26 protein-coding genes are annotated in these 26,386 nt (G+C 65.6%); 24 read left to right on the top strand and 2 right to left on the bottom strand.

What is annotated here, in order from left to right:
- Positions 1-23: 23 nt before the first annotated feature.
- Complete coding sequence (locus ACZLZQ_RS06965; RefSeq protein WP_472949208.1) at positions 24-1,034, bottom strand: ligase-associated DNA damage response exonuclease; 1,011 nt, start codon at positions 1,032-1,034, stop codon at positions 24-26.
- Between the two features lie 127 nt (positions 1,035-1,161).
- On the opposite strand from ACZLZQ_RS06965, the gene ACZLZQ_RS06970 reads away from it, so the two are divergent.
- From ACZLZQ_RS06970 to ruvB, 11 genes are all read left to right on the top strand, one after another.
- Positions 1,162-2,082 (top strand): class I SAM-dependent DNA methyltransferase, encoded by a 921-nt coding sequence (locus ACZLZQ_RS06970; RefSeq protein WP_472948743.1) that lies wholly within the window; start codon positions 1,162-1,164, stop codon positions 2,080-2,082.
- A gap of 156 nt (positions 2,083-2,238) precedes the next feature.
- Positions 2,239-3,060, top strand: a complete 822-nt coding sequence (locus ACZLZQ_RS06975) for a TIGR00282 family metallophosphoesterase (RefSeq protein WP_472948744.1) — start codon at positions 2,239-2,241, stop codon at positions 3,058-3,060.
- Between the two features lie 321 nt (positions 3,061-3,381).
- Entirely contained in the window at positions 3,382-4,437 is a 1,056-nt protein-coding gene (locus tag ACZLZQ_RS06980; protein ID WP_472933733.1) for a TerC family protein, read from the top strand.
- Positions 4,438-4,670: 233 nt separating this feature from the next.
- Positions 4,671-5,420 (top strand): YebC/PmpR family DNA-binding transcriptional regulator, encoded by a 750-nt coding sequence (locus ACZLZQ_RS06985; protein WP_472933732.1) that lies wholly within the window; start codon positions 4,671-4,673, stop codon positions 5,418-5,420.
- Positions 5,421-5,569: 149 nt separating this feature from the next.
- Positions 5,570-6,088, top strand: coding sequence for a crossover junction endodeoxyribonuclease RuvC (gene ruvC, locus ACZLZQ_RS06990; RefSeq protein WP_472933731.1), 519 nt, complete (start codon positions 5,570-5,572; stop codon positions 6,086-6,088).
- 68 nt (positions 6,089-6,156) lie between these two features.
- On the top strand, positions 6,157-6,426 hold the full coding sequence (locus ACZLZQ_RS06995; protein WP_472948745.1) for an AbrB/MazE/SpoVT family DNA-binding domain-containing protein: 270 nt from the start codon (positions 6,157-6,159) through the stop codon (positions 6,424-6,426).
- Entirely contained in the window at positions 6,407-6,820 is a 414-nt protein-coding gene (locus ACZLZQ_RS07000) for a type II toxin-antitoxin system VapC family toxin (RefSeq protein ID WP_472948746.1), read from the top strand. The genes ACZLZQ_RS06995 and ACZLZQ_RS07000 overlap by 20 nt, the downstream gene beginning before the upstream one ends.
- Positions 6,817-7,440 carry a Holliday junction branch migration protein RuvA gene (gene ruvA, locus ACZLZQ_RS07005; protein WP_472933728.1) on the top strand — a complete coding sequence of 208 codons (624 nt, stop codon included), beginning with the start codon at positions 6,817-6,819 and terminating at the stop codon, positions 7,438-7,440. The genes ACZLZQ_RS07000 and ruvA overlap by 4 nt, the downstream gene beginning before the upstream one ends.
- Before the next feature lie 62 nt (positions 7,441-7,502).
- On the top strand, positions 7,503-7,772 hold the full coding sequence (locus ACZLZQ_RS07010) for an AbrB/MazE/SpoVT family DNA-binding domain-containing protein (RefSeq protein ID WP_472948747.1): 270 nt from the start codon (positions 7,503-7,505) through the stop codon (positions 7,770-7,772).
- Positions 7,769-8,170, top strand: coding sequence for a type II toxin-antitoxin system VapC family toxin (locus tag ACZLZQ_RS07015; protein ID WP_472948748.1), 402 nt, complete (start codon positions 7,769-7,771; stop codon positions 8,168-8,170). Before ACZLZQ_RS07010 ends, ACZLZQ_RS07015 begins: the two co-directional genes overlap by 4 nt.
- Before the next feature lie 72 nt (positions 8,171-8,242).
- Positions 8,243-9,292, top strand: a complete 1,050-nt coding sequence (gene ruvB, locus ACZLZQ_RS07020; protein WP_472948749.1) for a Holliday junction branch migration DNA helicase RuvB — start codon at positions 8,243-8,245, stop codon at positions 9,290-9,292.
- 285 nt (positions 9,293-9,577) lie between these two features.
- Here ruvB and ACZLZQ_RS07025 read toward each other — a convergent pair whose 3' ends face one another.
- Complete coding sequence (locus ACZLZQ_RS07025) at positions 9,578-11,779, bottom strand: esterase-like activity of phytase family protein (protein ID WP_472948750.1); 2,202 nt, start codon at positions 11,777-11,779, stop codon at positions 9,578-9,580.
- Positions 11,780-11,890: 111 nt separating this feature from the next.
- On the opposite strand from ACZLZQ_RS07025, the gene ybgC reads away from it, so the two are divergent.
- The 13 genes from ybgC to alaE all read left to right on the top strand — a co-directional run bounded on the left by ybgC (position 11,891) and on the right by alaE (position 26,361).
- Positions 11,891-12,340: a tol-pal system-associated acyl-CoA thioesterase gene (gene ybgC, locus ACZLZQ_RS07030; RefSeq protein WP_472933725.1), complete on the top strand. Its 450-nt coding sequence runs from the start codon at positions 11,891-11,893 to the stop codon at positions 12,338-12,340.
- 246 nt (positions 12,341-12,586) lie between these two features.
- Positions 12,587-13,294 carry a protein TolQ gene (gene tolQ / locus ACZLZQ_RS07035; RefSeq protein ID WP_472933907.1) on the top strand — a complete coding sequence of 236 codons (708 nt, stop codon included), beginning with the start codon at positions 12,587-12,589 and terminating at the stop codon, positions 13,292-13,294.
- 87 nt (positions 13,295-13,381) lie between these two features.
- Positions 13,382-13,831 carry a protein TolR gene (gene tolR, locus ACZLZQ_RS07040; protein ID WP_472933724.1) on the top strand — a complete coding sequence of 150 codons (450 nt, stop codon included), beginning with the start codon at positions 13,382-13,384 and terminating at the stop codon, positions 13,829-13,831.
- 10 nt (positions 13,832-13,841) lie between these two features.
- Positions 13,842-14,975 carry a cell envelope integrity protein TolA gene (tolA, locus tag ACZLZQ_RS07045; RefSeq protein ID WP_472948751.1) on the top strand — a complete coding sequence of 378 codons (1,134 nt, stop codon included), beginning with the start codon at positions 13,842-13,844 and terminating at the stop codon, positions 14,973-14,975.
- Between the two features lie 98 nt (positions 14,976-15,073).
- Positions 15,074-16,384, top strand: a complete 1,311-nt coding sequence (gene tolB, locus ACZLZQ_RS07050) for a Tol-Pal system beta propeller repeat protein TolB (RefSeq protein WP_472933722.1) — start codon at positions 15,074-15,076, stop codon at positions 16,382-16,384.
- Between the two features lie 274 nt (positions 16,385-16,658).
- Positions 16,659-17,201, top strand: coding sequence for a peptidoglycan-associated lipoprotein Pal (pal, locus tag ACZLZQ_RS07055; protein ID WP_472933721.1), 543 nt, complete (start codon positions 16,659-16,661; stop codon positions 17,199-17,201).
- Positions 17,202-17,417: 216 nt separating this feature from the next.
- Positions 17,418-18,404: a tol-pal system protein YbgF gene (gene ybgF / locus ACZLZQ_RS07060; protein WP_472948752.1), complete on the top strand. Its 987-nt coding sequence runs from the start codon at positions 17,418-17,420 to the stop codon at positions 18,402-18,404.
- 77 nt (positions 18,405-18,481) lie between these two features.
- Positions 18,482-19,789 carry a tRNA lysidine(34) synthetase TilS gene (tilS, locus tag ACZLZQ_RS07065; RefSeq protein ID WP_472948753.1) on the top strand — a complete coding sequence of 436 codons (1,308 nt, stop codon included), beginning with the start codon at positions 18,482-18,484 and terminating at the stop codon, positions 19,787-19,789.
- Between the two features lie 125 nt (positions 19,790-19,914).
- Positions 19,915-21,840: an ATP-dependent zinc metalloprotease FtsH gene (gene ftsH, locus ACZLZQ_RS07070; RefSeq protein WP_472948754.1), complete on the top strand. Its 1,926-nt coding sequence runs from the start codon at positions 19,915-19,917 to the stop codon at positions 21,838-21,840.
- 210 nt (positions 21,841-22,050) lie between these two features.
- Positions 22,051-23,400: a phosphoglucosamine mutase gene (gene glmM / locus ACZLZQ_RS07075; RefSeq protein WP_472933717.1), complete on the top strand. Its 1,350-nt coding sequence runs from the start codon at positions 22,051-22,053 to the stop codon at positions 23,398-23,400.
- 270 nt (positions 23,401-23,670) lie between these two features.
- Complete coding sequence (locus ACZLZQ_RS07080; protein ID WP_472948755.1) at positions 23,671-24,501, top strand: outer membrane protein; 831 nt, start codon at positions 23,671-23,673, stop codon at positions 24,499-24,501.
- A gap of 201 nt (positions 24,502-24,702) precedes the next feature.
- A complete protein-coding gene (locus ACZLZQ_RS07085; protein ID WP_472948756.1) occupies positions 24,703-25,878 on the top strand; it encodes a phosphoserine transaminase in 1,176 nt (391 codons plus the stop codon).
- A gap of 30 nt (positions 25,879-25,908) precedes the next feature.
- Positions 25,909-26,361, top strand: a complete 453-nt coding sequence (gene alaE / locus ACZLZQ_RS07090; protein WP_472948757.1) for an L-alanine exporter AlaE — start codon at positions 25,909-25,911, stop codon at positions 26,359-26,361.
- The last annotated feature ends 25 nt before the right edge of the window (positions 26,362-26,386 follow it).

The raw sequence follows: 26,386 nt of genomic DNA on the forward strand, positions 1-26,386 counted from the left end.
GCTTACCCGCGGGCTTGCCGCGATCAGTCGCCCTCGTCCTCGTAGCCGACGAGGTGCAGCGGCTTGGCGGCGATCCCCTGCAGCGCGCACCAGCGCACCAGCGCTTCCTCGCGCCCGTGCGTCACCCAGACCTCGGAGGGGGCGATCTCGGTGATGGTCTCGGTCAGCTCGTCCCAGTCGCAATGGTCGGAGATGATCAGCGGCAACTCGACGCCGCGCTGCCGGGCGCGCTGGCGAACCCGCATCCAGCCGGAGGCGAAGCACGACACCGGATCGGGAAACCGCCGCGCCCAGCGGTCGGCAAAGGCCGAGGGTGGGCCGACGACGACCGCTCCGGCGAAGTCGCCTTTCTTCGCCGTTTCCAATGTGGCGGGAAGCAGCTCACCAAGCGCGATGCCCTGGCTCTCGTAATAGTCGCAGAGCTTCTTCAGGGCGCCGTGAATGTAGATCGGCGCGTCGTAGCCTTCGTCGCGCAAGAGCCGGATCACCCGCTGCGCCTTGCCGAGCGCGTAGGCGCCGACGAGGTGGGCGCGTTCGGGAAACTGCCGGGTGGACTGGATCAGCTTGCGGATTTCCTCGCGGCCGGAAGGGTGGCGGAAGACAGGCAGGCCGAAGGTCGCCTCGGTGATGAAGACGTCGCAGGCGACCGGCACGAAATCCTCGCAGGTCGGATCGCTCCGCCGCTTGTAGTCGCCGGAGGCGACGATCGCGAGGCCGTCCTTTTCCACCCGGATCTGCGCCGAACCGAGTACATGGCCGGCTGGATGGTAGGAGATGCCGACGCCATTGACCTCGATCCGCTCGCCGAGCTCGGCCGCCTGGCGCTCGGCGGCGAAGTCCTCGCCGTAGCGGATCGCCATGATCTCCAAAGTCTGCCGGGTCGCCAGCACCTTGGTGTTGCCGGGCCGGGCATGGTCGGCATGGCCGTGCGTGATCAGCGCGCGCTCCACCGGCTTCACCGGATCGATGTAGAAATCGCCGGGCGGGCAGTAGAGGCCGTTGGGGGTCGGGCGGAGAAGATCTTCGGAGCGCATCATGGCCAAGGGAGATAGCGCGGCCGGGCGCGGGAGAAAGCACCGAGCCGCACGCCAGTCTTCCCTTGCCGGGAGGCGGAAAGCGGCGCATGCAGCGCCATCGCTGCCTCCGGCAAAAAGCATTCCCATGATCCAGGATTCCAACGGTTCCGGCGAGCCTCTCGCCGACCGGCGTGCCGACTATGCCGCGGAGCTGGCGGTGGAAGGCGCGTTCGCCACGGCTGCCGATCTGATGCGCCAGGCGCTCGACCTTGCGCCCCGGTGGGCCGCCGGCTGGGTCGTGCTCGGCGGTTTCCTGGAGAAGGCGGGCGATGTCGAGGCAGCGATCGACGCCTATCGCCTGGCGGCGTCGCTCGATGCCCTCGACGGCCACGGCGCGCAGTTGAAACTTGCCGCCCTCGGCGCTGCGCCCGTGCCGGAGACAGCGTCGCCGGCCTTCGTCCGGGGCCTGTTCGACCAGTATGCCGATCGGTTCGAGACGTCGCTGGTCGACCGGCTCGGCTATGGCGCGCCCTTGCAGCTGATGATCGCTGTCGAGGCGGTGGTCGGTTCCGACCATCGCTTTGCCGAGGTACTCGACCTCGGCTGCGGCACGGGGCTGCTCGGCGAGCGGCTACGAGCCTCGGCTGATCATCTGACGGGTGTCGACCTGTCCGGCGGCATGCTTGAGAAGGCGCGGCGCAAGAAGGTGTACGATGCGCTGGTGTGCGCCGACATCGTCGCCTTCGATCCCGGCCGGCGGCGCTTCGACCTTGTCACGGCGGCGGACGTGCTGATCTATATCGGCGGGCTCGCGCCGCTCTTCGTGCGCATTGCCGCCATGCTGAAGCCCGCCGGCTTCTTCGCCTTCTCGATCGAAACCTCTGAAGACGAAGAGCCCTACGCGCTTGGCGCCTCCCTGCGCTATGCCCATTCGCCGGCATCGGTCGAAGCCTTGCTGATCGCAAACGGGATGCGGGTGCTCGGCCGGGAAACGGTGGTGCTGCGGCAGGACCGCGGGCTGCCGGTCGCCGGCATGATCTTCGTCGCCGGGCCAAGCAGCGCCTAACCGCCCTCCGGCATGTTGCCACGGCCGCGCCCGTCTTGCTGGACCTTGTCATGCCCTGCGTGTTACCCGCCGCAGCCGGGAATGACCTGTTCCCCTCCGCCGCAGCGGCCCGCCCTCGTGGTCGCAGGCCGCCAACCCAGTACAAAAGGCCGCGCCATGCGTTTTCTCTTTCTCGGCGACATGGTCGGCCGCTCCGGCCGCACGGCGGTGTACCAGAAACTGCCCGGGCTGATCGCCGACCTGAAGCTCGACTTCGTCGTCGTCAACGGCGAGAACGCGGCCGGCGGCTTCGGCATCACCGAGGAGATCTTCGAGGAAACCCGCCGCGCCGGCGCCGACGTGATGACCACCGGCAATCACGTCTGGGACCAGCGCGAGGCGCTGGAGTTCTCGACCCGGCACGACCGCTTCCTGCGGCCCGCCAACTATCCCAATGGCGCCCCCGGCAACGGCTCCGGCCTGTTCGAGGCGCGCAACGGCGCAAGGGTGCTGGTCGCCAACGTCATGGGCCGGGTCTTCATGCACCCCGAACTCGACGACCCCTTCCGCTGCGCCGGCGACATCGTCGCCGCCTGTCCGCTCGGCGAGCAGGCGGACGCCATCATCTTCGACTTCCACGCCGAGGCGACCAGCGAGAAGCAATGCTTTGGCCATTTCCTCGACGGACGGGTCAGCCTCGTCGTCGGAACGCATACCCATGTGCCGACCGCCGATCACCAGATCCTGCCGGGCGGCACCGCCTACCAGTCGGATGCCGGCATGTGCGGCGACTACGACTCTTCGCTCGGCATGGAGAAGGAGGAGCCGCTGAACCGCTTCCTTACCAAAATCCCGCGCGGGCGCTTCGACGCGGCGCAAGGGCCTGCGACGATCGCCGGCCTTGCCGTCGAGATTTCCGACAGGACAGGCCTTGCCGAAAAGGTCGCGCCGCTGCGCATCGGTCCCCGGCTGGAAGAAGCGATCCCCAGCTTCTGGTGACGGTATTGCCTGCCGCGGTGTCGAGCTCACAAGTGCCTGGTGACGAGATCACCTGCTTCTGATGACAGGTTCATCCGTTGCTGGTGACGAAATGTCGCATCGGCGGCTTGCGGCACATTGCGCTTCCCGAATCCATCGCCATCTGTCGACTGCCGGGCACCATGAGGGTCCCGGTGTCGAGACATGGGAAGAGCGTTATCCGCCGGCAGCAGCCTTGCCGCCGGTCGACAACACCCTCCGTCGTCTCGCTGAGCGCCGTGGCCCCGTGCTGCGAAAGAAGAGACGCCGCGATCCGAGCGATCGGGCGCCAAGGAGAATGTGTTGGAGCAGCCGATATCGACCGCAGCGGCGGAAACCGCGCTCACCGGAATATCGCCGGATACGGTGCCCACCTGGGTGTGGCTCGCGACGGTCGGCGCCATCGCCGCCCTCTTCGTCTTCGACTTCCTGACCCATGTACGCAAGCCGCATGAGCCGACCTTCAGGGAAGCGGCGCTCTGGTCGACCTTCTATGTCGCTATCGCCTTGCTGTTCGGTTGGGGCGTCTGGGTCTACTGGGACCGCCAGCACGGCATCGAGTATTTCGCGGGCTTCGTGACCGAGAAGTCGCTGTCGGTCGACAACCTCTTCGTCTTCGTCATCATCATGAAGAGTTTTGCCGTTCCGGCCGCCTACCAGCAAAAGGCGCTGCTGATCGGCATCGTCATCGCTCTCGTCATGCGCGGCATTTTCATTGCGCTGGGCGCCGCGGCGATCGAGCAGTTCTCCTGGGTGTTCTACATCTTCGGCATCTTCCTGATCTGGACGGCGTGGAAGCTCGCTTCCGAGAGCCTGAAGCACGGCGCGAAGTCGACGGACGAGGAGTACGAGCCGAACGCCATCGTCAAATACGTTCAGCGCCATCTGCCGACCGTGCCTGACTTTCGCGGCAATGCGCTGACCGTCATCGAGAACGGCAAGCGCTTCTTCACGCCGATGTTCATCGTGATCCTGGCGCTCGGCATGACCGATCTCCTATTCGCGCTGGACTCGATCCCGGCGATCTACGGACTGACCGACGCGCCCTACATCGTCTTTACGGCGAACGCCTTCGCGCTGCTCGGCCTGCTGCAGCTCTACTTCCTGCTCGGCGGCCTTCTCGACCGGCTGGTTTATCTCGGCATCGGCCTGTCGCTGATCCTCGCCTTCATCGGCGTCAAGCTGATCATCCATGCCATGGAGGCGAACACGCTGCCCTTCATCAACGGTGGCCAGTCGATCGAGGGCCTGCCGTACATCTCGACGAGCTTCTCGCTCTCGGTGATCGTCGGCATCCTGGTGGTCACGACGGTGGCGAGCCTCCTCAAGAGCCGCTCGGATGCCCGCAAGGGCAGCTAAGCCGCCCGAGCGCAGGCGACAGATATAAAGGGAGCCGGCGCGAGCCGGCTTCTTTCGTTTGTACCGTGCCGGCAAGCGGCAAACGGCACGCGCTTTACCAGCGGGCTAAGGCGCGCACAGCAATGCCCTGCATTGCAGTGCGGCATGCCGGCCACGCGAAGCGTTCTGGACCTTTGGCGCGCGATTTTTTATAGCTTCGCGATCAACCGACGACACGACGAGACAGGTGCCCCATGGCAGGTCATTCCCAGTTCAAGAACATCATGCACCGCAAGGGGCGTCAGGACGGCATCAAGTCGAAGCTGTTCTCCAAGCTCGCCCGCGAGATCGTCGTCGCCGCCAAGGCCGGTCTGCCCGACCCCGACATGAACTCGCGCCTGCGCCTGGCGGTCAACAACGCCAAGGCGCAGTCGATGCCGAAGGACAACATCGAGCGGGCGATCAAGAAGGGCTCGGGCGCCGACGCCGAGAACTACGACGAGGTCCGCTACGAGGGTTTCGGGCCGGGCGGCGTCGCCGTCATCGTCGAGGCGCTGACCGACAACCGCAACCGGACCGCTTCGAACGTCCGCTCCTACTTCACCAAGTCCGGCGGCGCGCTCGGCGCTACCGGCTCGGTCTCCTTCATGTTCGACAAGGTCGGCGAGATCGTCTTCGCGCCGAAGGCCGGCGGCGACGATGCGGTGATGGAGGCGGCGATTGAGGCCGGCGCGGATGACGTTGTCTCCGACGAGGAAGGCCATACCGTCACCACCAGCTTCGAGAGCCTCAACGAGGTATCGAGCGCGCTCGAGGCGGCGCTCGGCCCGAGCGAAAGCGTCAAGATCGTCTGGCGCCCGCAGAACGGCGTGCCGGTCGACGAGGAGAAGGCGGAAAGCGTCATGCGCCTGATCGCCAATCTCGAGGACGACGACGACGTGCAGAGCGTCTATGCGAACTTCGAGGTCGACGACGCCGTGATGGCGAAGCTGTCGGCGGCCTGATCTCGGCAACCCGCCCCGGCGGAAGGCGGCAACAACGGGAAAATGTATGATCGGTTCTTCCGATCTCCCCAACGTTGGCGATTTGTTCCACTTCGTTCACTCTTTGTCTGCTATCTCCGGATGATTCGAGGTGGCAAGGGGAGAGTAAGGTGTTGCAGCGCGCGGTCATCCGCATCATCGGCATCGACCCCGGCCTGCGCCGGACCGGCTGGGGCGTCGTCGAGAGCATCGGCAATTCCCTGAGCTTCGTTGCGGCCGGTACCGTGACCTCCGACGCGACGCTCGATCTCGCCTCGCGTCTCTGCCAGCTCTACGAGGGCCTCAGCACCATCGTGCACGGCTACAAGCCGGACGAGGCGGCGGTGGAACAGACCTTCGTCAACAAGGACGCCGTCGCCACGCTGAAGCTCGGCCAGGCCCGCGGCATCGCCATGGTCGTGCCGGCGCTGGCTGGTCTCAAGGTCGCTGAATACGCGCCGAACGCCGTCAAGAAGGCGGTGATCGGCGTCGGCCATGGTGACAAGAAGCAGATCCACATGATGGTCAAGGTGCTGATGCCGCGCGCCACCTTCGACACCGAAGACGCCGCCGACGCGCTGGCCATTGCAATCTGCCACACCCACCACCGCCAGTCCGCCGCCGCCCGCGCGGCCTTCGAGAAGCTATGATGTTCTTGACCTGTTCTCCATTTAGGGCTAAGTAATACCGCAGCGGTATTACTTCGGGTGGTGCGATCATGCGGGTGACCGAAAAGGGCCAGGTGACCATTCCCAAGGCCATCCGCGACCGTCTGGGCGTCGGGCCGGGCAGCGAGGTGAACTTCGTCGAGCGGGCGGATGCCGTCGAGATCGTCAAGAGCGAGCCGTCCGGGGATCGCGCGGCACTGCGCCAGCAACTGACTTATCATATCGAGCGGATGCGCGGCACGGTCGACACCGGGGGTCTCGACGGAAAGGCCTATGTCGATTGGCTGAGAGGTGGGCGCGATGACCTCGACGCTGATTGATACCAACGTTTTTATCGACATGCTGGGCGACGGGCCGATGTTCTCGGCCTCGGTCGATGCTGCCATCGAAGGATTCCGAAGCGGTGCGGTCATCCTCAGCGCAATCGTCTGGGCGGAACTTGCCTTTGCCGATGTCGCGGAGGCGGACCTTTTGGAGCGCCTTGCCTGGTTGAAGCCGCGACGCGAAGATTTCCCTTTTGCTGCAGCATTTCCCGCGGGAAGAGCGCATGCCCGGTATCGCGAGCGAGGTGGGCGCCGAGAGCGCACCTTGCCGGACTTCCTGATCGGCGCCCATGCGCTTGTCGGCCGGCACCGTTTGCTGACGGGTGACCCCGCTCGCTACCGCAGCGACTTCCCCGACCTCGACATCATTTCCCCGGAGACCAACCTGTGATCGGCAAGCTCAAGGGGACGATCGACGAGATCGGCGAGGACCACGTTGTCATCGACGTGCATGGCGTCGGCTACATCGCCTTCTGCGGCGCGCGCACGCTCGGCGTTCTGCCGGGTCCGGGCGAGGCGGTGGTGCTGTTCATCGAGACCTATGTGCGCGAGGACATGCTGCGGCTCTACGGCTTCGCGACCGACCTCGAGCGCGGCTGGTTCCGCCTCCTGCAGAACGTCCAGGGCGTCGGCTCCAAGGTAGCGCTGGCCATTCTCGGCACGCTGTCGACCGGCGAACTAGCCAGCGCCATCGCGCTGCAGGACAAGGCGATGGTCTCTCGCGCACCGGGTGTCGGCCCGAAGGTCGCGGCCCGCATCGTCGCCGAGCTGAAGGACAAGGCCCCGGCCTTCGCCGGCGCCCTGGATGCTCCCTCGATGGACCTGAAGCGCAATCTCGGCGACGGCCTCGCCCCGGCGCCGATCACCGACGCGGTCTCCGCGCTCGTCAATCTCGGCTATTCCCGCGAGCAGGCCGCGACGGCCGTCTCCGCGGCGCTGAAGGGGGCAGGGGAGGACCCCGGCTCGGCGACGCTGATCCGCCTCGGCCTGCGCGAACTCGCCCGATCGTGACGCAAGGAGTTCTTCATGCTATTCCTTACCTTCAGAAAAGTAAGGAATGGGACTAGATCATCATGGCAACTATGGGAACGGTGACCTCGAAGGGCCAGACGACGATCCCGAAGGCCGTTCGGGATCAACTGGGGCTCGACGAAGGATCTTTGATCGAGTGGAAGGTGGACAATGGTCGCGCCGTCGTCGTCCCGCGCAACGAGCGGATTTCCGACATGGCGGGCATTCTGGGTCGCCCGCCAAAGGGCGCGGGGCTGAAGGTCGAGGACATGGACGATGTGGTGGCCGCGGCCGTGTCATCGCAGGTTCTGGACGAAGACGCAGGCAGATGAAGCCGAGCGGGGTCGACACCAACGTGCTGCTTCGCCTGTTCGTCGATGACGACAGCATCCAGACAGGGGTGGCGCGGGCATTCTTTCAGTCCAGGTCCCCGCAATCCCCTGTGTATGTGAGTTGGATTGTTCTCGTTGAACTCGTCTGGACCCTCCGCTCGCGCTATGGATACACCATGCCGGACATTCTTGATGTGGTTGCCGGCCTGTGCCAGCGGCCCGACGTCCGCGTCGACAGGCTTGATCTCATCCTCGGCGCCGTTGAACGGGCGCAGGCCGGAGCCGGATTTTCGGATGCTCTCATCGCTCTGGGCAATGAAGCAGCAGGCTGTGATCGCACGCTGACCTTCGACCGCGACGCCAGCCGCCGGCTCGAACCTATGGTACTGCTCGCGTAAGCCAATCCGGCAGACTTTCTTCAGCCGAAGGGCCAGTGACGTGCCGATTTCAAACCTCTGCGAGGCATCTTCTTGACTGAGCCCACGCGCCTGCTCACCCCCGAACTCAGCGGCGATGATGCCGATACCTCGCTGCGGCCGCAGCGCCTCGACGAGTTCGTCGGGCAAGCGGCGGCGCGGGCGAACCTTAAGGTTTTCATTGAGGCGGCCAAGGGGCGCAGCGAGGCGCTGGACCACGTGCTCTTCGTCGGCCCACCGGGCCTCGGCAAGACGACGCTGGCGCAGATCATGGCGAAAGAGCTCGGCGTCAATTTCCGTTCGACCTCGGGGCCTGTCATCGCCCGCGCCGGCGACCTCGCCGCGCTCCTCACCAATCTCGAGGACCGCGACGTGCTGTTCATCGACGAGATCCACCGCTTGAACCCGGCGGTGGAGGAAATCCTCTATCCCGCCATGGAGGATTTCCAGCTCGACCTCATCATCGGCGAGGGGCCGGCAGCACGCTCGGTAAAGATCGACCTCGCAAAGTTCACCCTCGTCGCCGCGACCACCCGCGTCGGCCTCCTGACGACGCCGTTGCGTGACCGCTTCGGCATTCCCGTCCGGCTGAACTTCTACACGGTCGAGGAGCTGGAGCTGATCGTCAAGCGCGGCGCCCGGATCATGGGGCTCGCGCTGTCGGACGACGGCGCCCGCGAGATCGCCCGCCGCTCCCGCGGCACGCCCCGCATTGCCGGGCGTCTGCTGCGCCGGGTGCGCGACTTCGCCCATGTGGCCGAGGAGGGCATCGTCGACCGCAAGATCGCCGATGCCGCACTGACCCGGCTCGAGGTCGACAGCCTCGGCCTCGACCAGCTCGACCGGCGCTATCTCGACCTGATCTCGTTGAACTTTGGCGGAGGGCCGGTTGGCATCGAAACCATCGCCGCGGCGCTCTCCGAGCCGCGTGATGCGATCGAGGACATCGTCGAGCCCTATCTCCTGCAGCAGGGCTTCCTCCAGCGCACGCCGCGCGGCCGGGTGCTGACCGCCCACGCCTTCCGCCACATCGGCCTCGCGGTTCCGCAGGGCTGGCAAGGAGCACAGACGACGCTGTTCGAGGAGGCGCCGGACGTTGATTGATGTGAGGGTTGGAACGGGGCGGCGCCGGGGTGACGTGATCGCCACCTAGTAGCCCTTCCTTTAGGCGTTAAAGGACTTGGCTCTCCGCCCGTTTCGTCATCCCGGGCTTGACCCCGGATCCATTCCTTAGCGGTGAACGAGAACGGTCCGGTGGACCTTCCGTTCTGCACCGACTTGGCAGTGACGGCGATTTGGAATGGATCCCGGATCAAGTCCGGGATGACGGCCTTCTAGCGTGGTTGCTCTCGGTTTGAGCCCCCGCGCAGACTACGCACCAGTCGTCGATTACTTCAGCGCCGCCGACTTCTCGGTCGTCTTGCCGACCTGGAAGAACAGCGTCTCGCCCGACGAGTCGTCCACGCCGTCATTGTCGGTGACGATGGTCATCATGCCGTCCGCGTCGATGGCGAGGCCCTCGACCTTGTCGACGACATAGCCGTTGGTCGCCGACGTCAACGCCGGCACCAGATCGCGCACCAGTTCCTTCGTCACTACCGGCAGCGCGCCGCCAAGGGCCGCGGGCTTGAGGTCGGCGATCGCGACGCGGGTGATCGCCTTCAGCTTGGCCGTTTGGCCGATGCCGTTGTCGCGCTCGATGAGGTAGACGTGATCGCCATGCGCGGTGATTTCCGACAGGCCGGTCCACAGGCCGTCTTCGGCCGCGTCGAGCGGGTAGAGTACGGCGCCCCAGGTCTTGGCGGCCGGGTCGTAGGAGACGAGCTTGGTCTGATTCTTCGGGTCGTTCTTCCACGGCCGCTGGATGGCGAGCCAGATCTTGCCGTCGACGAGGGTCACGCCCTCCGTGCCGAAGCGGGTCTCGCCTTCAAGCAGTTCTTTCGGGAAGGCGATCTCCTCGGTGATGGCGCCCTTGGCGTCGACGTGCAGCAGCGCGTGGGGCACTTCCTTCTCGGTGTTGCCTTCGCTGCCGAGCCAGAAGCCGCCCTTTCCGTCGAGCGCGATGCCCTCGAGGTCGAGCTTCTTGGCCGGCTTGCCGTCCCGCGTGACGATGGTGGTCGCGGTGATCTTCGCCGGCTTCTGCGAAGCGTCGACCGTGTAGATGCTCGGCGCTGCCGAATAGACGGAGTCGCTGATGGCGTAGAACTGGTTCGACGTGCCCGCCGCGACGAGGCCGGACAGCGCGCCAAAACCCTGGATCTTGCCGTCGACGTCCTGGCTGACGATCTGCGGATAGGCGGCCGTGCCCTCGGCGCGCTCGTAGAGCATGATGTGCGAGCGGGCGGCGCCGTCCTCGACGAGATCGTTCTCGTTGGCGGTGACGAGAAGGTTGCGCGATGCGATGGTGGTGGCGCCTTCGGGCGCGATGCCCGACGGCAGGATCTGCGTCAGTTTTGGTTCTGCGCCGGTGTCCTCGTAGACGCCGACGACCGAGCCGCGCTCGGAGAGGACGAAGAGGAAGTCCTGGCCGTCGAAGGTGCCGGTGGCGAGCCCTTCCGGCTCGATGCCCTTCTTGTCGGCGCGCTTGTCGGGGAAGTGGCCGAGGCGGGCGACGGCCTGCTCGAAGGACGGGCCGGACTCGTAGGAGACGCTGCCGTCGCGGTTGTAGATGGTGAACGAGCGCGTGCCGCCCTTCCAGTCGCCCTCGTTGGCGGCGGCGATGCGGTCGCCTTTCAGCCATTTGACGGTGTCGGGCTCGCGGGGGCGTGCCTCGACCGATCCGGAGAAGTCGAGCTTGCCGTCCTTGGCGGTGTCGACGCCCTCGACCGCGAGGCTTCCAGCGGAGAAGTGCGAGGTCACCGTGCCGGTCTTGCCGTCGACGATGACGATGTGGTTGTTTTCCTGCAGCGAGACGACGATCTCGCCCTTGGAATTAATGTCGACGAATTCCGGCTCCGGATCCTCGGGCGAGACTTCGGCAAGGCCCGTCATCTCGATCTTTTTCAGACCGGCGCAGTCCGGCGCGCCGTCGGCGGCAAGCGGCACGGTGACGAGGAAGCCTGCGGGCATCTGCGGCAAGGCGCCGTCGTTGACCTCCTCGTCGCGCTCGTTCTCGATGGCGATCGCGGCAAAGCTGCCGTCCGGCGCGACGGCGACCGAATCCGGCTGGCCGCCGAGCTCGCAGACCGGGCTCTGCGCCTTGGTGGCGATGTCGACCGCGCCGAGCTCGCCCGACGGGTTCGCCTTGGTCTCCGACGTCCGGAAGCCGACAAGGGCCTTGCTGCCGGCGAAGGCGACCGAGGTCGGCTCACCGTCGAACTTGACGTAGCCGGCGCCCTTCGGCGCCTTGGGGTCAGTGATGTCGACGAAGCCGATGCCGCCATGCGGGCTGTCTGAATAGACGAGCGTCATGTCGTCCTTGGAGGCCGAGACGATCTCCGAAGAGGTCGGAGTCTTCGGGTCGGTGCTTTCCGGAAGGTTGCTGGCGACGGGAAACGAGGCGATCCGGTTGAACACGGGTTCGGCCGCAGCCGCGAGCGCGGTGGACGCGAGCAGCAAAGCGGCGAGGGAGGCAGTCTTCGGGAAGGTCATCGGTTCTCTCGGATAGCGGAACGGTTGTGGTCCCTAAGCAGCTCCGCGTGACAGGCCGATGACACCACCGCCCGGCATGACAAATCCAGCGCGATCTCCTATTCCGGCGGCATGACCGATCATCTTTCCGGACGGCTGACCGATTACGGCCATGCGCTCGACGTGCGCGTCTACTTCGAGGACACGGACTTTTCCGGCGTCGTCTACCACGCGCGCTACCTGCACTTCCTGGAACGCGGACGGACCGACTTCCTCCGCCTGAAGGGCATCGGCCACCGCGCGCTGGCGGAGGGCGCCTTCGGCGAGCCGATGGCCTTCGCCGTCCGCCACATGGATATCGACTTTCTGCGCCCCGCCCGGATCGACGACGTCCTGACCGTCGAGACGCGCACGGTTCTCCTCGGCGGCGCGCGGATCATTCTCGATCAGCGAATTTTCGCGGGCGATACGATGCTGGTCGAAGCAAAAGTGAAGGTCGCCGTGATCTCGCCCGAGGGCAAACCGCGCCGCATGCCCGAGGCGGTTTCGGCCATTCTGGAGCGGCCGATGCCGCTGCCGTGACGGCACCGCAACAATTCGCAACGATTGCTTAACGTTAATGCTGTTTGAATAGCCGGGCTCAAAGCGCTGATGTCGCTTGCCATTCTTTCGCTTGATTCAAATTGTTAGAGCATGGCGGGTCTTCTGAAGCACTGAGCCTAACAGCGGAACGGACAGGTGGTCCGGGACGACGATGGTGCATCGCGGTCCACACGGCCGCACGGCTGCTTCAGCGGCATCGATTCGAGGGTCAATCGCATGAACGAGATCGCGCAGAGCGCTTTGGCAGCTCCGGAGCACGGCGTGGGACTGTGGGATCTGTTCTGGCAGGCCGGCTTCATCGTGAAGATGGTCATGCTCGGGCTGCTGATGGCCTCGGTCTGGACCTGGGCGATCATCGTCGACAAGACCATGCGTTTCGGTGCTTTCCGTCGCCAGCTCAACACTTTCGAGAACAATTTTTGGTCCGGCCAGTCGCTGGAGGAGCTCTACCAGACCCTTTCCGAGCGCAAGACCACGGGCATGGGCGCGCTGTTCGTCGCCGCCATGCGCGAGTGGAAGAAGTCGTTCGAGAAGGGCGCGCGCTCGCCGATCGGCCTCCACAACCGCATCGAGAAGGCGATGGACGTCACCCTGGCGCGCGAGATGGACAGCCTGGAGTCGCGGCTCGGCTTCCTCGCCACCGTCGGTTCGGCCGGACCCTTCGTGGGCCTGTTCGGCACGGTGATCGGCATCATGACCTCGTTCCAGGCGATCGCCGCCTCCAAGCAGACGAACCTTGCCGTCGTCGCACCCGGCATCGCCGAGGCGCTGCTCGCCACCGCCATTGGCCTCGTCGCGGCTATCCCCGCGGTTATCGCCTACAACAAGCTGTCGGCCGATGCGGGCAAGCTCGGCATGCGCCTCGAGGCCTTCGCCGACGAGTTCTCGGCCATCCTGTCGCGTCAGATCGACGAGAAGACCCCGGCGCGCTGAACGCCCGACGACACGCGAGCGCCACCGCGGCGCTCTCAAGCTGACACGATCGGAGCGTAGAGCTTCGAGGGCGAAGGAGCCGACGATATGGGCATGTCCACAGGCGGAGCGGCATCGGGCGGTTCCCGTCGGCGCAGACGCCGCGGGCGGGGGCCGATGAGCGAGATCAACGTGACGCCGATGGTCGACGTCATGCTGGTGCTCTTGATCATCTTCATGGTCGCCGCACCGATGCTGACGGTCGGCGTTCCGCTGGAGCTGCCGAAGACGGCGGCAAAGGCGCTTAACGCCGAGACCCAGCCCATCAGCGTCTCCGTGCGCGGGGATGGCATGGTGTTTATTCAGGAGACCGAGATCGCCGAGGCCGAAGTCGTTTCCAAGCTCACCGAGATCGCCAAGACCGGTTACCAGGAGCGCATCTTCGTGCGCGCCGCCAAGGACGTCGACTATGGCAGCGTCATCCGCGTCATGGCGCTGATCTCGGCCGCCGGCTTCACCAATATCGGTCTCGTCACCGATACCGAAACCACGAGCTGATCGAACGGCTATGAAGTCCGGCCTCGTCACATCCTCTGTCCTGCACGTCGCGCTCCTCAGCTGGGGTCTCTGGTCGATCTCCGGCCCGAAGCCGCTTGACGCGAGCTATGCCGAGGCGCTGCCGGTCGAGATCATCCTGTCGGACCAGTTCGAGGGCGTGAAGGGCGAGAAGAAGGCGCCGGTCTCCGAGAAGCCGGCCCCGACCCCGACGACGCGCCCGGCCACGCTGCCGATGCCGGCGGAGAACACCGGCGACAACGAGGCGGATCTCGACACGCCGCCGACGCCCGACAAGACGCGCAACGTGACCCCGCAGACCGGTGGCGCAAAGCCCGTCGCGCAGCCGAAGGTCGAGCCGAAGCCGGAGCCCGAGGCGCCGAAGGTCGCCGAGGCGCCGCCGCCGCCGAAGCCGCCTGAGCCGAAACCCGAGCCGGTGAAGGAAGCGGCCAAGCCGACGCCACCGAAGGAAGTCACGCCCGAGATCGACCCGCTCGCCGAGATGATCGCCGAGGATAAGACAGAGCCGACGCCGGAAGAGCAGCCAAAGCCCGAGCCGGCGCTCGAGAAAGTGCCGGTGCCGGCTGCCAAGCCGCGTCCGCCGGCCCCGGTGAAGGTCGCCGACGCCAAGCCAGCAGAGACCAAGACCGAGACTCCGAAGCCTGCCAAGCAGAACAAGTCCGACTCCAAGAAACCGAGCGAAGCCGACAGCGATTCCGACTTCGAGGCGATGGCGGCCGCCGTGATCAACAAGCAGAAGGCAGCCGGTGGCGGTGCCAAACGCTCGACCGAACAGGCCTCGCTCGGCAGCGAGCGGACGACCGGCACCAAGCTTTCGCGCAGCCAGCTCGGCGAGATCCAGGGTCTTTTGAACGAGCAGATGCGGCGCTGCTACTCGGTCCCCGCCGGCGGCGCGGAACCGGATTCGCTGAAGGTCTCGATCAAGATCCAGTTCGATCCGTCCGGCGGTCTCGTCGGCGCGCCGGAGATCATCCGCGGCGGAGGCGGCTCGGGTGCCGAGCGGATTGCGGCGGAAGCGGCAGTGCGTGCGATCCGTCGCTGCGCCCCGTTCAACCTCCCGGCCGAGATGTATGCCGGCGGCTGGGAAGAAACGACGCTGAATTTCGACCCGAGCGCGATGTATTGAGAACCTGAGGCCTTGTCGCGGCGCGGCAAGGCACGAGATCGAGGCGCATGTCGACCCGCTCGGCTGCTGTCCTCTACCCGAGTTGATGAAGGTCTGACATGAAAAGAGAACTCAAGCTGCTGTTCGCCGCGCTGGCGCTGTTCGTCGGTACGGCCGCGACGCTGACGCCGGCGTCCGCCGCCATCGAGATCGACATCACCAGCGGCAACGTCGATCCGCTGCCGATCGCGATCAACAGTTTCCAGGCGAGCGGCAAGGTCGGCCAGCAGATCAGCCAAGTGGTTACCGCCGATCTGAAGCGTACGGGCCTGTTCGCGCCCATCGATCCCTCCGCCTTCATCCAGAAGGATCTCGGTCCGGATGCAGCGCCGCGCTTTGCCGACTGGACGGTGATCAACGCCCAGGCGATCGTTACCGGCAAGGTGACGCCCGAGGCGGATGGCCGACTGCGCGTCGAGTTCCGGCTGTGGGACACGTTCGCCGGCACCCAGCTCGACGGGCAGCAATTCTACACCACCCCCGACAACTGGCGCCGTGTCGCCCACATCATCGCCGATGCGATCTACGAGCGGCTGACCGGCGAGAAGGGCTATTTCGACACCCGCATCGTCTTCGTCTCAGAGAGCGGATCCAAGACCGCCCGCGTCAAGCGTCTGGCGATCATGGACCAGGACGGCGCCAACGTGAACTATCTGTCCGACGGTTCCGACCTCGTGCTGACGCCGCGCTTCTCGCCGAACCGCCAGGAAATCACCTACATGTCCTTCGGCAAGTCGGAGCCGCGGGTCTATCTCCTGCAGCTCGAGACCGGCCAGCGCGAGGCGGTGGGCAACTTCCCCGGCATGACCTTCGCACCGCGCTTCTCGCCGGACGGCCAGAAGGTGATCATGAGCCTGCAGCAGGATGGCAATGCCAACATCTACGCGATGGACCTGCGCTCGCGCGCCACGACACGGCTGACCTCGACCACGGCGATCGACACGGCGCCGTCCTATGCGCCGGACGGCTCGCGGATCGTCTTCGAGAGCGACCGCGGCGGCCGCCCGCAGCTCTACATGATGGGCACCGACGGCTCCGGTCAGCAGCGCATCTCGTTCGGCGACGGCTCTTATTCGACCCCCGTCTGGTCGCCCCGAGGCGATCTCATCGCCTTCACCAAGCAGACCGGCGGTCAGTTCCAGATCGGCGTCATGCGGCCCGACGGCTCGGGCGAGCGTATCCTGACCTCGGGCTTCCACAACGAGGGGCCGACCTGGGCGCCGAACGGCCGCGTTCTGATGTTCTTCCGCGATCCGCAGGGCGGCGCTGGCCCGCAGCTCTACTCGATCGACCTCACGGGGCGGAACGAGCAGAAGATCGGAACGCCGGGCTACGCCTCGGACCCGGCCTGGTCCCCGTCGCGGGAATAGACTGCGCGCCTTCGCGCAGGAGAAACGACCGCTTGTTATGAAGATGACGCCCGCGCAGTGATGCGCGGGCGTCACTGTTTGCGGCAGATCGAACGCCGTTAAGCGGTGCGACGGCGGTTCTCGGCCGCCTGCCTTCATGCGGACTCAAAAGGCTGTGCAGGCAAGGGAATCGTCAATTCGATTCACTGTTTCATTCCCGGCGTTTACTCGGTCTTAAGTCTGTTCAGCGTAAACGTCTGGTAACGACAACATATCAAATACGAAGGAGCTGGCCATGAGCCGGATCGCTGTTTTGGCCCATAGCCGCATTGCCCTTGCCCTCATGGCCGCCCTGGCCGTCGCCGGTTGCGCGAAGAAGAACGGCGGCCTGCCGGACAATGCCTCGGGTCTCGGTTTGGACGGCGCCGGTGGCGCCGGCGGCCTGAACGGCCGCGGCGGCAATGCCGCGCCCGGCACCAGCCAGGACTTCACCGTCAACGTCGGCGACCGCATCTTCTTCGACACCGACTCCTCGGTCGTCCGCGCCGATGCCCAGCAGATCCTGACCGCCCAGGCGCGCTGGCTGAACCAGTATTCGCAGTACTCGATCACCGTCGAAGGCCATGCCGACGAGCGCGGCACCCGCGAGTACAACCTGGCGCTCGGCGCCCGCCGCGCCGCCGCCACCCGCGAGTACCTGGCCCGCCAGGGCGTCTCCAGCAACCGGATGCGTACCATCTCCTACGGCAAGGAACGTCCGGTCGCGGTTTGCGACGACATCTCCTGCTGGTCGCAGAACCGTCGCGCGGTCACCGTGCTGAACGGCGCCGGCAGCTGATCGCTCGCCGACCGTCTACCTAAATGAAATGACGTGGCGGCCCTTCGGGGCCGCTTTCGTTTGTGCCCGATCTTGGTAAAGATGCCACGCGATATGTCGGCAGGCACGGCCGTGCCGGCCCAACTTTGGCCAAGTCGATCTGCCCAGAATGGTATCGCTGCCGTCCGGTATGCCGGGGTGGCCTGCTTCTGGGCGGCTCAAGGAGAATATGCGGGAATGAAGATGTTGAAGCTGGCCCGCTGGGCGACGACGCTCCTGTTGCTCGGTACAGCCATGCCGGCCCAGGCGCTGACCTTGCCATTTGGGCTCGGCAAGGATGACCAGGCGGCGGAACGACGGACCCCTGCGGTGCAAACCGAGGCACCGGTCCGCTACGCCCAGGCGAGCGACCCGATCCAGCGGATCAACCAGCTGGAAGAGGATAACCGCAGGCTGAACGGCAAGCTCGAAGAACTGTCCTTCCAGGTGCTGCAGCTGCAGGAACAGTTGCGCAAGACGCAGGAAGACAACGAGTTCCGTTTCCAGGAGATCGAAGGCAAGGGCAGTCCTGCGCCCGGCAAGCGCAGCGAGGTTGCACCACCGGCCGCTACCACGGCGCCCACCGCGACCGCGCAGCTCCCCGCACGTGCACCGGCGACGGACACCGCCTCGGCGACCCCGCCGCCCGCCGGTGCCGCACCGAACGGGGACGCGATCGGCGATCTCCTCGGCGATGGCGGGCTTGATACGTCGGGCCTTGGCGCCGGTACCGCTGCCGGAGCCGCCCCGCCGCGCGCCCCACCTAGCGCAGGCTCGTCGACGGTCGCCACCGTCAGGCCGAACGGGGCAGGGGAGATGTACGATCTCGCCTATAATTACATGCTGGCGGGCGACTATCAGCTCGCGGAATCCTCGTTCCGGCAGTATGCCGACACCTATCCAGACGCCAAGGACGTGCCGGACGCGAAGTACTGGCTCGGCGAGAGCCTCTTCCAGCAGCAGAAATTCACCGATGCCGCCGAGGTCTTCCTCGGCGCCCAAAAGAGCTACCCAAAGAATCCGAAGGCGCCGGAGATGATGCTGAAGCTCGGCATGTCGCTCGCCAAGCTCGACAACCGCGACACTGCCTGCATCACCTTCCGCGAAGTGAGCAAGCGCTACCCGCAGATGAGCGCCAACGTGAAAAAGAAGCTGCAGGCGGAGTCGGCCGCCAGCAACTGCTGAGCCTGTCTGCAACAGTCCGGGCGGCCTCCGCCGAACGGGCGCCATCGGCGCTTTGGCTGGAGCTTGCGCACGATCGCTTGTCGGCCTCCCTTAGCCTTCTCCCTCATCCCCGAAACGACGCAACCCGAACGATCGTCCTCGCCGTCTCCGGTGGCCCGGACTCGCTGGCGCTCATGGCGTCGGCCGCTGCCTATCCGCAGGCAGGAACGCGTTTTCATGTGGTGACGGTCGATCATGGCCTCCGCCTCCGGTCGGCCGAGGAGGCTCTCTTCGTCGGCGGCCTCGCGCGCGGTCTCGGTCTCGGGCATTCGATCCGGTGCTGGGAGGGCAACAAGCCGGCCGGCAATCTGCAAGGCCGCGCCCGCGAAGCCCGGTATCGCCTTCTGACGGAAGCCGCGGCAGATCTCGGTGCGGAGGCGGTAATGACCGCCCACCACCAGGACGATCAGATCGAGACCTACCTCCTGGCAGCCGCCCGGAAGGCCGGAGACCGGGGTCTTGCCGGCATGCGGCCGGCGCGGGCGTTGGCGCCCGGCCTTACGCTGCTGAGGCCGTTCCTAGACGTGCCCGGCGCGCTCCTGAAGGCCGCGGCTGAGCCCCTGCAACCGGTCGACGACCCCAGCAATCATGACAGCCGCTATGATCGCATCCGGCTTAGAGGCGCAATGGCAGCAGGCGAGTTCGACCGCGCTGCGATCCTCAGCCGCATCGAGCACCATCGCGCCGGTCGCGACCGTCAAGACGCACAGCTCGGCCGTCTAATCGACGGTCTCCTCGCCGACGGCCGGCTCGACGTCGACCCTTGCGGAACGGTGACCCTCGATGCCGCGGCATTCGCAGAGATCGATGGCGTTCTCGGCCTCGAACTTCTGGCGCGGATCCTGCCGTCCGTCAGCGGCATGGCCTATCCGCCTGAGCGCCAGGCGACGGCAAGGCTCCAGGCATGCCTGCTGATGGCGCGAACGGGCACGGAGCACCAGGTTCAGACACTTGGCGGCGTCGTCGTGGAGGCGGGAAGGCACATCGTCTTCCGCCGAGAGTACGGCCGGGGCGGCCCGGCATCCCTCGATGTCTCGCCGGCACGCCGCGAAGCCGTCTTCGACGGCCGGTTCAACGTCGAATTGCCACTGCTTGCCGGTGCCGCTCGCCTCGTCGCCCTCGGCAATCTCGGACGCGGCAATGCGACACAGCGCTGCTTGCCAGTCCTCGTCGACACCGCTGGTACGCTCTTGGCAGTTCCCGAGGTCTTGCGGGACAAGCTCGGCGTCAGCCTCCCAATTATCGGCCTTTTCCAGCGCGTTTCCTGGCGACTCTCGGCCGACCTCCCCAAAACTTGCGCGATGGACGATCCGCGGAATTGTCGCCTTCGGGACCGTTTGCGTTAACTCCGGAGCCGCAAATCGCGGCAAAAGCGCCAAAGCCTGTTGGCAAGGGGCAGCCGGGCTCCTATCTTCGGCGGGAGCGTTGGCGCGGTCTCATGACGCCAGCGGCGCGAATCTCAGGACCTCAAATGAACCAGAATTTTCGCAATTTCGCGCTGTGGGCCATCATTGCGCTGTTGTTGATCGCGGTGTTCCAGTTGTTTTCGGGCAACTCGCAATCCGCGGGGACGACCGATGTCGCCTATTCCAAGTTTTTGAGTGACGTCGACGCGGGTCGCGTTCGGTCCGTAACCATTCAGGGACCGCGGATTTCCGGCAGCTATACGGACGGCGCAACGCCCTTCCAGACCTACGCGCCCGGCGATCCCAACCTGATCCAGCGGCTTGAGTCGAAGAACGTCGCGATCACCGCGACCCCGCCGAGCGACAACTCGAACCCGATCTGGTCGATGCTCCTCTCCTTCGGGCCGATCCTGCTGATCCTTGGCGTCTGGGTCTTCCTGATGCGGCAGATGCAGGGCGGTGCCGGCGGCAAGGCGATGGGCTTTGGTAAGTCGAAGGCGAAGCTCCTGACCGAAGCGCACGGCCGCGTCACCTTCCAGGACGTTGCCGGTGTTGACGAGGCGAAGCAGGATCTCGAGGAGATCGTTGAGTTCCTCCGAGAGCCGCAGAAGTTCCAGCGTCTCGGCGGTAAGATCCCGCGCGGCGTGCTGCTTGTAGGCCCTCCCGGCACCGGTAAGACGCTGCTCGCCCGTTCGGTTGCCGGCGAAGCCAATGTGCCTTTCTTCACGATCTCCGGTTCTGACTTCGTCGAGATGTTCGTCGGCGTCGGTGCCAGCCGCGTGCGCGACATGTTCGAGCAGGCCAAGAAGAACAGCCCCTGCATCATCTTCATCGACGAAATCGATGCCGTCGGTCGCCACCGCGGTGCCGGTCTCGGCGGCGGCAATGACGAGCGCGAGCAGACGCTGAACCAGCTGCTGGTCGAGATGGACGGCTTCGAGACCAACGAAGGCATCATCCTCATCGCCGCGACCAACCGTCCTGACGTCCTCGACCCCGCGCTGCTGCGCCCGGGCCGTTTCGACCGTCAGGTCATGGTGCCCAACCCGGACGTCGGCGGTCGCGAGAAGATTCTGAAGGTGCATGTGCGTAACGTGCCGTTGGCGCCGAACGTTGATCTCCGCACCATTGCGCGTGGCACGCCTGGCTTCTCGGGCGCTGATCTCGCCAACCTCGTCAACGAGGCGGCGCTGATGGCCGCCCGTCGTTCCAAGCGCCTCGTCACCATGCTCGAGTTCGAGGATGCCAAGGACAAGGTCATGATGGGCGCCGAGCGCCGCTCGATGGCGATGACCGAGGACGAGAAGGCGCTGACGGCCTACCACGAGGCCGGCCATGCCCTCGTTGGCATTCACGAGCCGTTCAACGACCCGCTGCACAAGGTGACGATCATCCCGCGCGGCCGCGCCCTCGGCGTGACCATGAACCTGCCAGAGCGTGACCGCTACGGCATGCGCAAGAACGAGATGGAAGCGCGTCTAGTCATGATCTTCGGCGGCCGTGCTGCGGAGGAGATCATCTACGGCCTCGACAACGTGACCACCGGCGCTTCGAACGACATCCAGCAGGCCACCAACATGGCCCGCGCGATGGTCATGGAATACGGCATGAGCGAGAAGCTCGGCCGCTTGCGCTACCGGCAGAACCAGGAGGAGATTTTCCTCGGCCATTCCGTCTCGCAGCAGCAGAACATGTCCGAGGACACCTCGCGCATGATCGACTCGGAAGTGCGCGGCATCATCGAGGCGGCCGAGAACAAGGCGCGCAAGATCCTGAACGAGCATCTCGACGAGTTGCACATCGTCGCCAAGGGGCTGCTCGAGTTCGAGACGCTGTCGGGCGACGAGGTTCGCGATCTGATCGCCGGCAAGACGCTGGCCCGCGACATGGGCGATGATACCCCGCCCTCGCGCGGCTCGGCGGTCCCGAAGACCGGGTCGTCGCCGCGGCCGAAGCCCGAGGCGGGCCTGGAGCCACAGCCGACCGCCTGACGGTGGACATAAACGGCAGATACAGAATGGGCCTGGAGCCCAACTTGAAGCGGCCTCCGGGCCGCTTTTTGTTGTGGTCCACAAGGCTGCGCTCGCGGCGATAAGGCCAGCGAGATATACTGACATTCTATTTTACTTTTTGCGGCATGCTCGGCGCCTTACAGCCTCTCCTTCGGCGGCGGACGTCTCGACCCTTTGCAAGGAAAAGCCATGACGAGGAAGTTTTTCGGTACCGACGGCATCCGGGGTACCGCAAATACCTATCCGATGACGGCCGAGATCGCGATGAAGGTCGGGATGGCCGCCGGTATCGCCTTCCGCCGCGGCGACTATCGCCACCGCGTGGTGATCGGCAAGGACACCCGGCTTTCCGGCTACATGATCGAACCGGCCCTCTGCGCGGGCTTCACGTCCGTCGGCATGGACGTTCTCATGCTCGGCCCGATGCCGACGCCGGCTGTCGCCATGCTCACCCGGTCCATGCGGGCTGATCTTGGCGTGATGATCTCCGCCTCGCACAACCCTTTCGAGGACAACGGCATCAAGCTGTTCGGTCCGGACGGCTACAAGCTGTCGGACGAGATCGAGGCGAAGATCGAGCACCTCGTCGGCGAGGACATGTCGCGGCAACTGGCGACCGGAGAGCGGCTCGGCCGCGCCAAGCGCTACGACGACGGCGGCCGTGACCGCTACATCGAATTCGCCAAGCGCACTCTGCCGAAGACGCTGACGCTCGACGGCCTCAGGATCGTCATCGATTGCGCCAACGGGGCCGCCTACAAGGTGGCGCCGGAAGTGTTGTGGGAGCTCGGGGCCGAGGTGGTGAAGCTCGGCGTCGACCCGAACGGCGTCAACATCAACAAGGGCTGCGGCTCGACGAGCCCGGCTGCGCTCTGCGCCAAGGTGCGCGAAGTGCGCGCCGACATCGGCATCGCGCTCGACGGCGACGCCGACAGGGTGCTGATCGCCGACGAGAACGGCGAGGTCGTCGACGGCGACCAGATCATGGCGGTCATCGCCGAGTCCTGGCAGGAGGATGGCCGGCTCGCCGCGGGTGGCATCGTCGCCACCATCATGTCCAATCTCGGCCTCGAGCGTTTCCTCGGCGATCACGGCATGGCGCTGGCCCGTACCAAGGTCGGCGACCGCCATGTGGTCGAGCACATGCGCCAGCATGGCTACAATGTCGGCGGCGAACAGTCCGGCCACATCATCCTGTCGGACTACGGCACCACCGGCGACGGCCTGATCTCGGCCCTGCAGGTGCTGGCCGTGGTGCGCAAGAGCGGCCGTCCGGTGTCGGAAGCCTGCCGCAAGTTCGAGCCGGTGCCGCAGATCCTGAAGAACGTCCGCTTCTCCACCGGCGAGCCGCTGGAAAAGCCGCAGGTGCAGTCAGCGATCACCGCCGGGCGCGAGCGGCTTGGCAATTCGGGTCGGCTGGTCATCCGCCCCTCGGGCACCGAGCCCCTTATCCGGGTCATGGCCGAGGGTGACGATCCCTTGCTGGTGCGCAGTGTCGTCGACGATATCGTCGGCGCGCTCGGTCAGGTTGCCGCCTAGGTCGCGCGCAGCGACGTTACCTCATCGATGAATGACGAGACCCGAACCGGGTGCCTGGCGCGTTTGCCGGCGTCGCCCGGTGCGCGCTTCGCGCCAAGTAGCGGCGCGGCAACAGCGGGGGCCATCTTTGGCTCCCTATGCTTTAACCTTCGCTAACGAACGCGGTAAACAAACACAGTTAATCTCCAGTTAAGACTTCTCCTCCACATTGCAGCCAGTCAGTTCGGGGATGTCCCGGTGCAAGGTTGTCAGAGGAAGAGAGCAACGGCGATGAAGACGCTTATCAAGGTACTGATGCTGGGCGTTGTCGGGTTCATTCCCCTCGCAAACGCCGCTCTGGCGGCCGACATGATCGAGCCGGTCTATGACGAAGTGCCGGAAATCGTGCCGGTCGAGATCGGCTCGGGCTGGTACCTCCGCGGCGACGTCTCCTACGACTTCAAGTCGAAGACCGACGGCAACTACCGCACCTATGCTCCTCCAGGCTCGGTCGCGTGCGGCGTCGATTGCGGCACCGGCTACGACACCCAGGATTACGACAGCTGGAAGTTCGACGCCGGCCCGGATGTCGGTCTTGGTTTCGGTTACCAGTTTACCGACTACTTCCGCGGCGATCTGACGGCGCACTACTGGCAGGCGGATGTCGACGGGCGCAACGAGGGCGAAAATTGCCAGCTCGGCTTCTGCGGCTCGGTCGAGACCAGCAAGGCCAAAGCCTGGGAGCTGATGGCGAACGCCTATGTCGACATGGGCACCTTTGCCGGTTTCACCCCCTATGTCGGCGGCGGCGTCGGTGCGGTCAACGTCAGCTACGACGACTTCAAGTCGACCAACTATGCGGCCGGCCAGGACTTCGACACCATCACGCTGGACGGCGAGAACTCCTGGCGCTTCGCCTACGCTCTGATGGCGGGCGCGTCCTACGACCTGACCCAGTCGCTGAAGCTCGACGTCGGCTATCGCTACGTGAATGTCGATGACGGCGACATGTTCGCCTTCGACGACTTCACCGCCGGCCTCGGCGCCACGGGCGTCCAGGGCCGCGACAACGGCTTCGACCGTCACACCATCACCGCCGGCCTGCGCTACTCGCTCTTCTAGGCCAAGCGTCGGACCAGAACCGGACACGGAACGGCAGGGGGAAACTCCTGCCGTTTTGCTTTGGGGAAGGTGAGCCGAGACGCCTCCTGAAATCTCTGGCTTCACAAAACTGACGCTTGACGGCGGCCCTGGAGAAGCATAGCCCGATCAGTGGGACACATCCCCCCAACGGGATGCAATCTATCTGTGAGGGTAGCAGAGATGACCAATACCGCGAAGCCGGACCTGCGTCCGGCCAATCCCCGATTTTCGTCCGGCCCTTGCGCCAAGCGCCCCGGATGGTCGCTCCAGGCGTTGGAAGATGCAGCGCTCGGCCGCTCGCACCGCGCCAAGATCGGCAAGACCAAGCTCCAACAAGCCATCGACGAAACCCGCGAAATCCTCGGCGTGCCCGCCGACTATCGCATCGCCATCGTTCCCGCCTCCGATACCGGCGCGGTCGAAATGGCCATGTGGTCGATGCTCGGCGCCCGCGGCGCCGATCTCGTGGCGTGGGAATCCTTCGGCGCCGGCTGGGTGACCGATGCGGTCAAGCAGCTGAAGCTCACCGACGTCCGCACCCTCGAGGCCGGCTATGGCGACATCGTCGATTTCACCACCGTCGACTTCGACCGCGACGTCGTCTTCACCTGGAACGGCACCACGTCGGGCGTGCGCCTGCCGAACGGCGACGCCATCCCGGCGGACCGTCAGGGCCTGACGATCTGCGACGCGACCTCGGCGGCCTTCGCGCAGGACCTGCCCTACGACAAGCTCGATGTCGTCACCTTCTCCTGGCAGAAGGTGCTGGGCGGCGAGGCCGCGCACGGCATGCTGATCCTCAGCCCCCGCGCCGTCGAGCGTCTGCTGACCTACAAGCCCGCCTGGCCGCTGCCGAAGATTTTCCGCATGACCTCAGGCGGCAAGCTGATCGAGGGCCTGTTCAAGGGCGAGACGATCAACACTCCCTCGATGCTCTGCGTCGAGGATTATCTCGATGCACTCGGCTGGGCGAAGACGGTCGGCGGCCTCGATGGTCTCAAGGCCCGCGCCGACGCCAACCTTGCGGTCATCGAGCGCTTCGTCGAGGCGAACCCGTGGCTCGGCTTCCTCGCGACCTCGAAGGCGATCCGCTCCAACACGTCCGTCTGCCTGCAGTTCGTCGATCCGGCGATCACCGCGCTGCCCGCCGACGCGCAGGAAGCCTTCGCCAAGGGCGTCGTCGCGATGCTGGAGAAGGAGGGCGTCGCCCTCGACATCGGCGCCTACCGCGACGCCCCTCCGGGCCTGCGCATCTGGTGCGGCGCGACGGTCGAGGCGTCGGACGTCGAGGCGCTGATGCCTTGGCTGGCCTATGCCTACGAAGCGCAGAAGGCGACACTGGCTCAGGCGGCGTAGAGCTGCGGTCGCTAGAGGCGCGGTATCGCCATGAGGCTTTCCAATCGCGTCCGTTCCTTCATCGCCGACACACTGGCCCTGGTGCTGTTCTTCACGGTCACCAGCGGACTGAACGAGCGCTTCGTGGCCGGCATGGCCTGGGATGAAGTCCTGGTATCGCGCTCGATCGGTGCCTTGCTAATGGTGGTGACGGCGCGGCCATATGGCCTCTGGCGAAGCTGGATCATGGCGAAGGCAGCACCGTCATCGCGAACAGGCCATTTCGCGGCCGATACCGCGGCGCTGCTGATCTTTCAGGTGCCGATCTACGTCGCGATCATCGTGGCCGGCGGCGCGGAAGGACAGGCGATCGTCAATGGTACGCTCGGCTTCGCGGTCCTCATGCTGGTTCTCGGCCGCCCCTACGGTCTCTGGCTTGATCTGGTGCGCCGCCTGTTCGGCGTCGACGGTCCCGGACAGAAGCCTATGTCGCTCGGCGGCTGACCTTCAACGAACTCGGCAAGGCTGT

Source organism: Mesocryomonas lacus (assembly GCF_055730105.2).

Coding starts and splice junctions, on each gene's coding strand:
- ACZLZQ_RS06965 (WP_472949208.1), bottom strand. CDS start 1,034: ATGCGCTCCGAAGATCTTCTCCGCCCGACCCCCAACGGCCTCTACTGC.
- ACZLZQ_RS06970 (WP_472948743.1), top strand. CDS start 1,162: ATGATCCAGGATTCCAACGGTTCCGGCGAGCCTCTCGCCGACCGGCGT.
- ACZLZQ_RS06975 (WP_472948744.1), top strand. CDS start 2,239: ATGCGTTTTCTCTTTCTCGGCGACATGGTCGGCCGCTCCGGCCGCACG.
- ACZLZQ_RS06985 (WP_472933732.1), top strand. CDS start 4,671: ATGGCAGGTCATTCCCAGTTCAAGAACATCATGCACCGCAAGGGGCGT.
- ACZLZQ_RS06995 (WP_472948745.1), top strand. CDS start 6,157: ATGCGGGTGACCGAAAAGGGCCAGGTGACCATTCCCAAGGCCATCCGC.
- ACZLZQ_RS07000 (WP_472948746.1), top strand. CDS start 6,407: ATGACCTCGACGCTGATTGATACCAACGTTTTTATCGACATGCTGGGC.
- ACZLZQ_RS07010 (WP_472948747.1), top strand. CDS start 7,503: ATGGCAACTATGGGAACGGTGACCTCGAAGGGCCAGACGACGATCCCG.
- ACZLZQ_RS07015 (WP_472948748.1), top strand. CDS start 7,769: ATGAAGCCGAGCGGGGTCGACACCAACGTGCTGCTTCGCCTGTTCGTC.
- ACZLZQ_RS07025 (WP_472948750.1), bottom strand. CDS start 11,779: ATGACCTTCCCGAAGACTGCCTCCCTCGCCGCTTTGCTGCTCGCGTCC.
- ybgC (WP_472933725.1), top strand. CDS start 11,891: ATGACCGATCATCTTTCCGGACGGCTGACCGATTACGGCCATGCGCTC.
- tolR (WP_472933724.1), top strand. CDS start 13,382: ATGGGCATGTCCACAGGCGGAGCGGCATCGGGCGGTTCCCGTCGGCGC.
- tolA (WP_472948751.1), top strand. CDS start 13,842: ATGAAGTCCGGCCTCGTCACATCCTCTGTCCTGCACGTCGCGCTCCTC.
- tolB (WP_472933722.1), top strand. CDS start 15,074: ATGAAAAGAGAACTCAAGCTGCTGTTCGCCGCGCTGGCGCTGTTCGTC.
- pal (WP_472933721.1), top strand. CDS start 16,659: ATGAGCCGGATCGCTGTTTTGGCCCATAGCCGCATTGCCCTTGCCCTC.
- ybgF (WP_472948752.1), top strand. CDS start 17,418: ATGAAGATGTTGAAGCTGGCCCGCTGGGCGACGACGCTCCTGTTGCTC.
- ftsH (WP_472948754.1), top strand. CDS start 19,915: ATGAACCAGAATTTTCGCAATTTCGCGCTGTGGGCCATCATTGCGCTG.
- glmM (WP_472933717.1), top strand. CDS start 22,051: ATGACGAGGAAGTTTTTCGGTACCGACGGCATCCGGGGTACCGCAAAT.
- ACZLZQ_RS07080 (WP_472948755.1), top strand. CDS start 23,671: ATGAAGACGCTTATCAAGGTACTGATGCTGGGCGTTGTCGGGTTCATT.
- ACZLZQ_RS07085 (WP_472948756.1), top strand. CDS start 24,703: ATGACCAATACCGCGAAGCCGGACCTGCGTCCGGCCAATCCCCGATTT.
- alaE (WP_472948757.1), top strand. CDS start 25,909: ATGAGGCTTTCCAATCGCGTCCGTTCCTTCATCGCCGACACACTGGCC.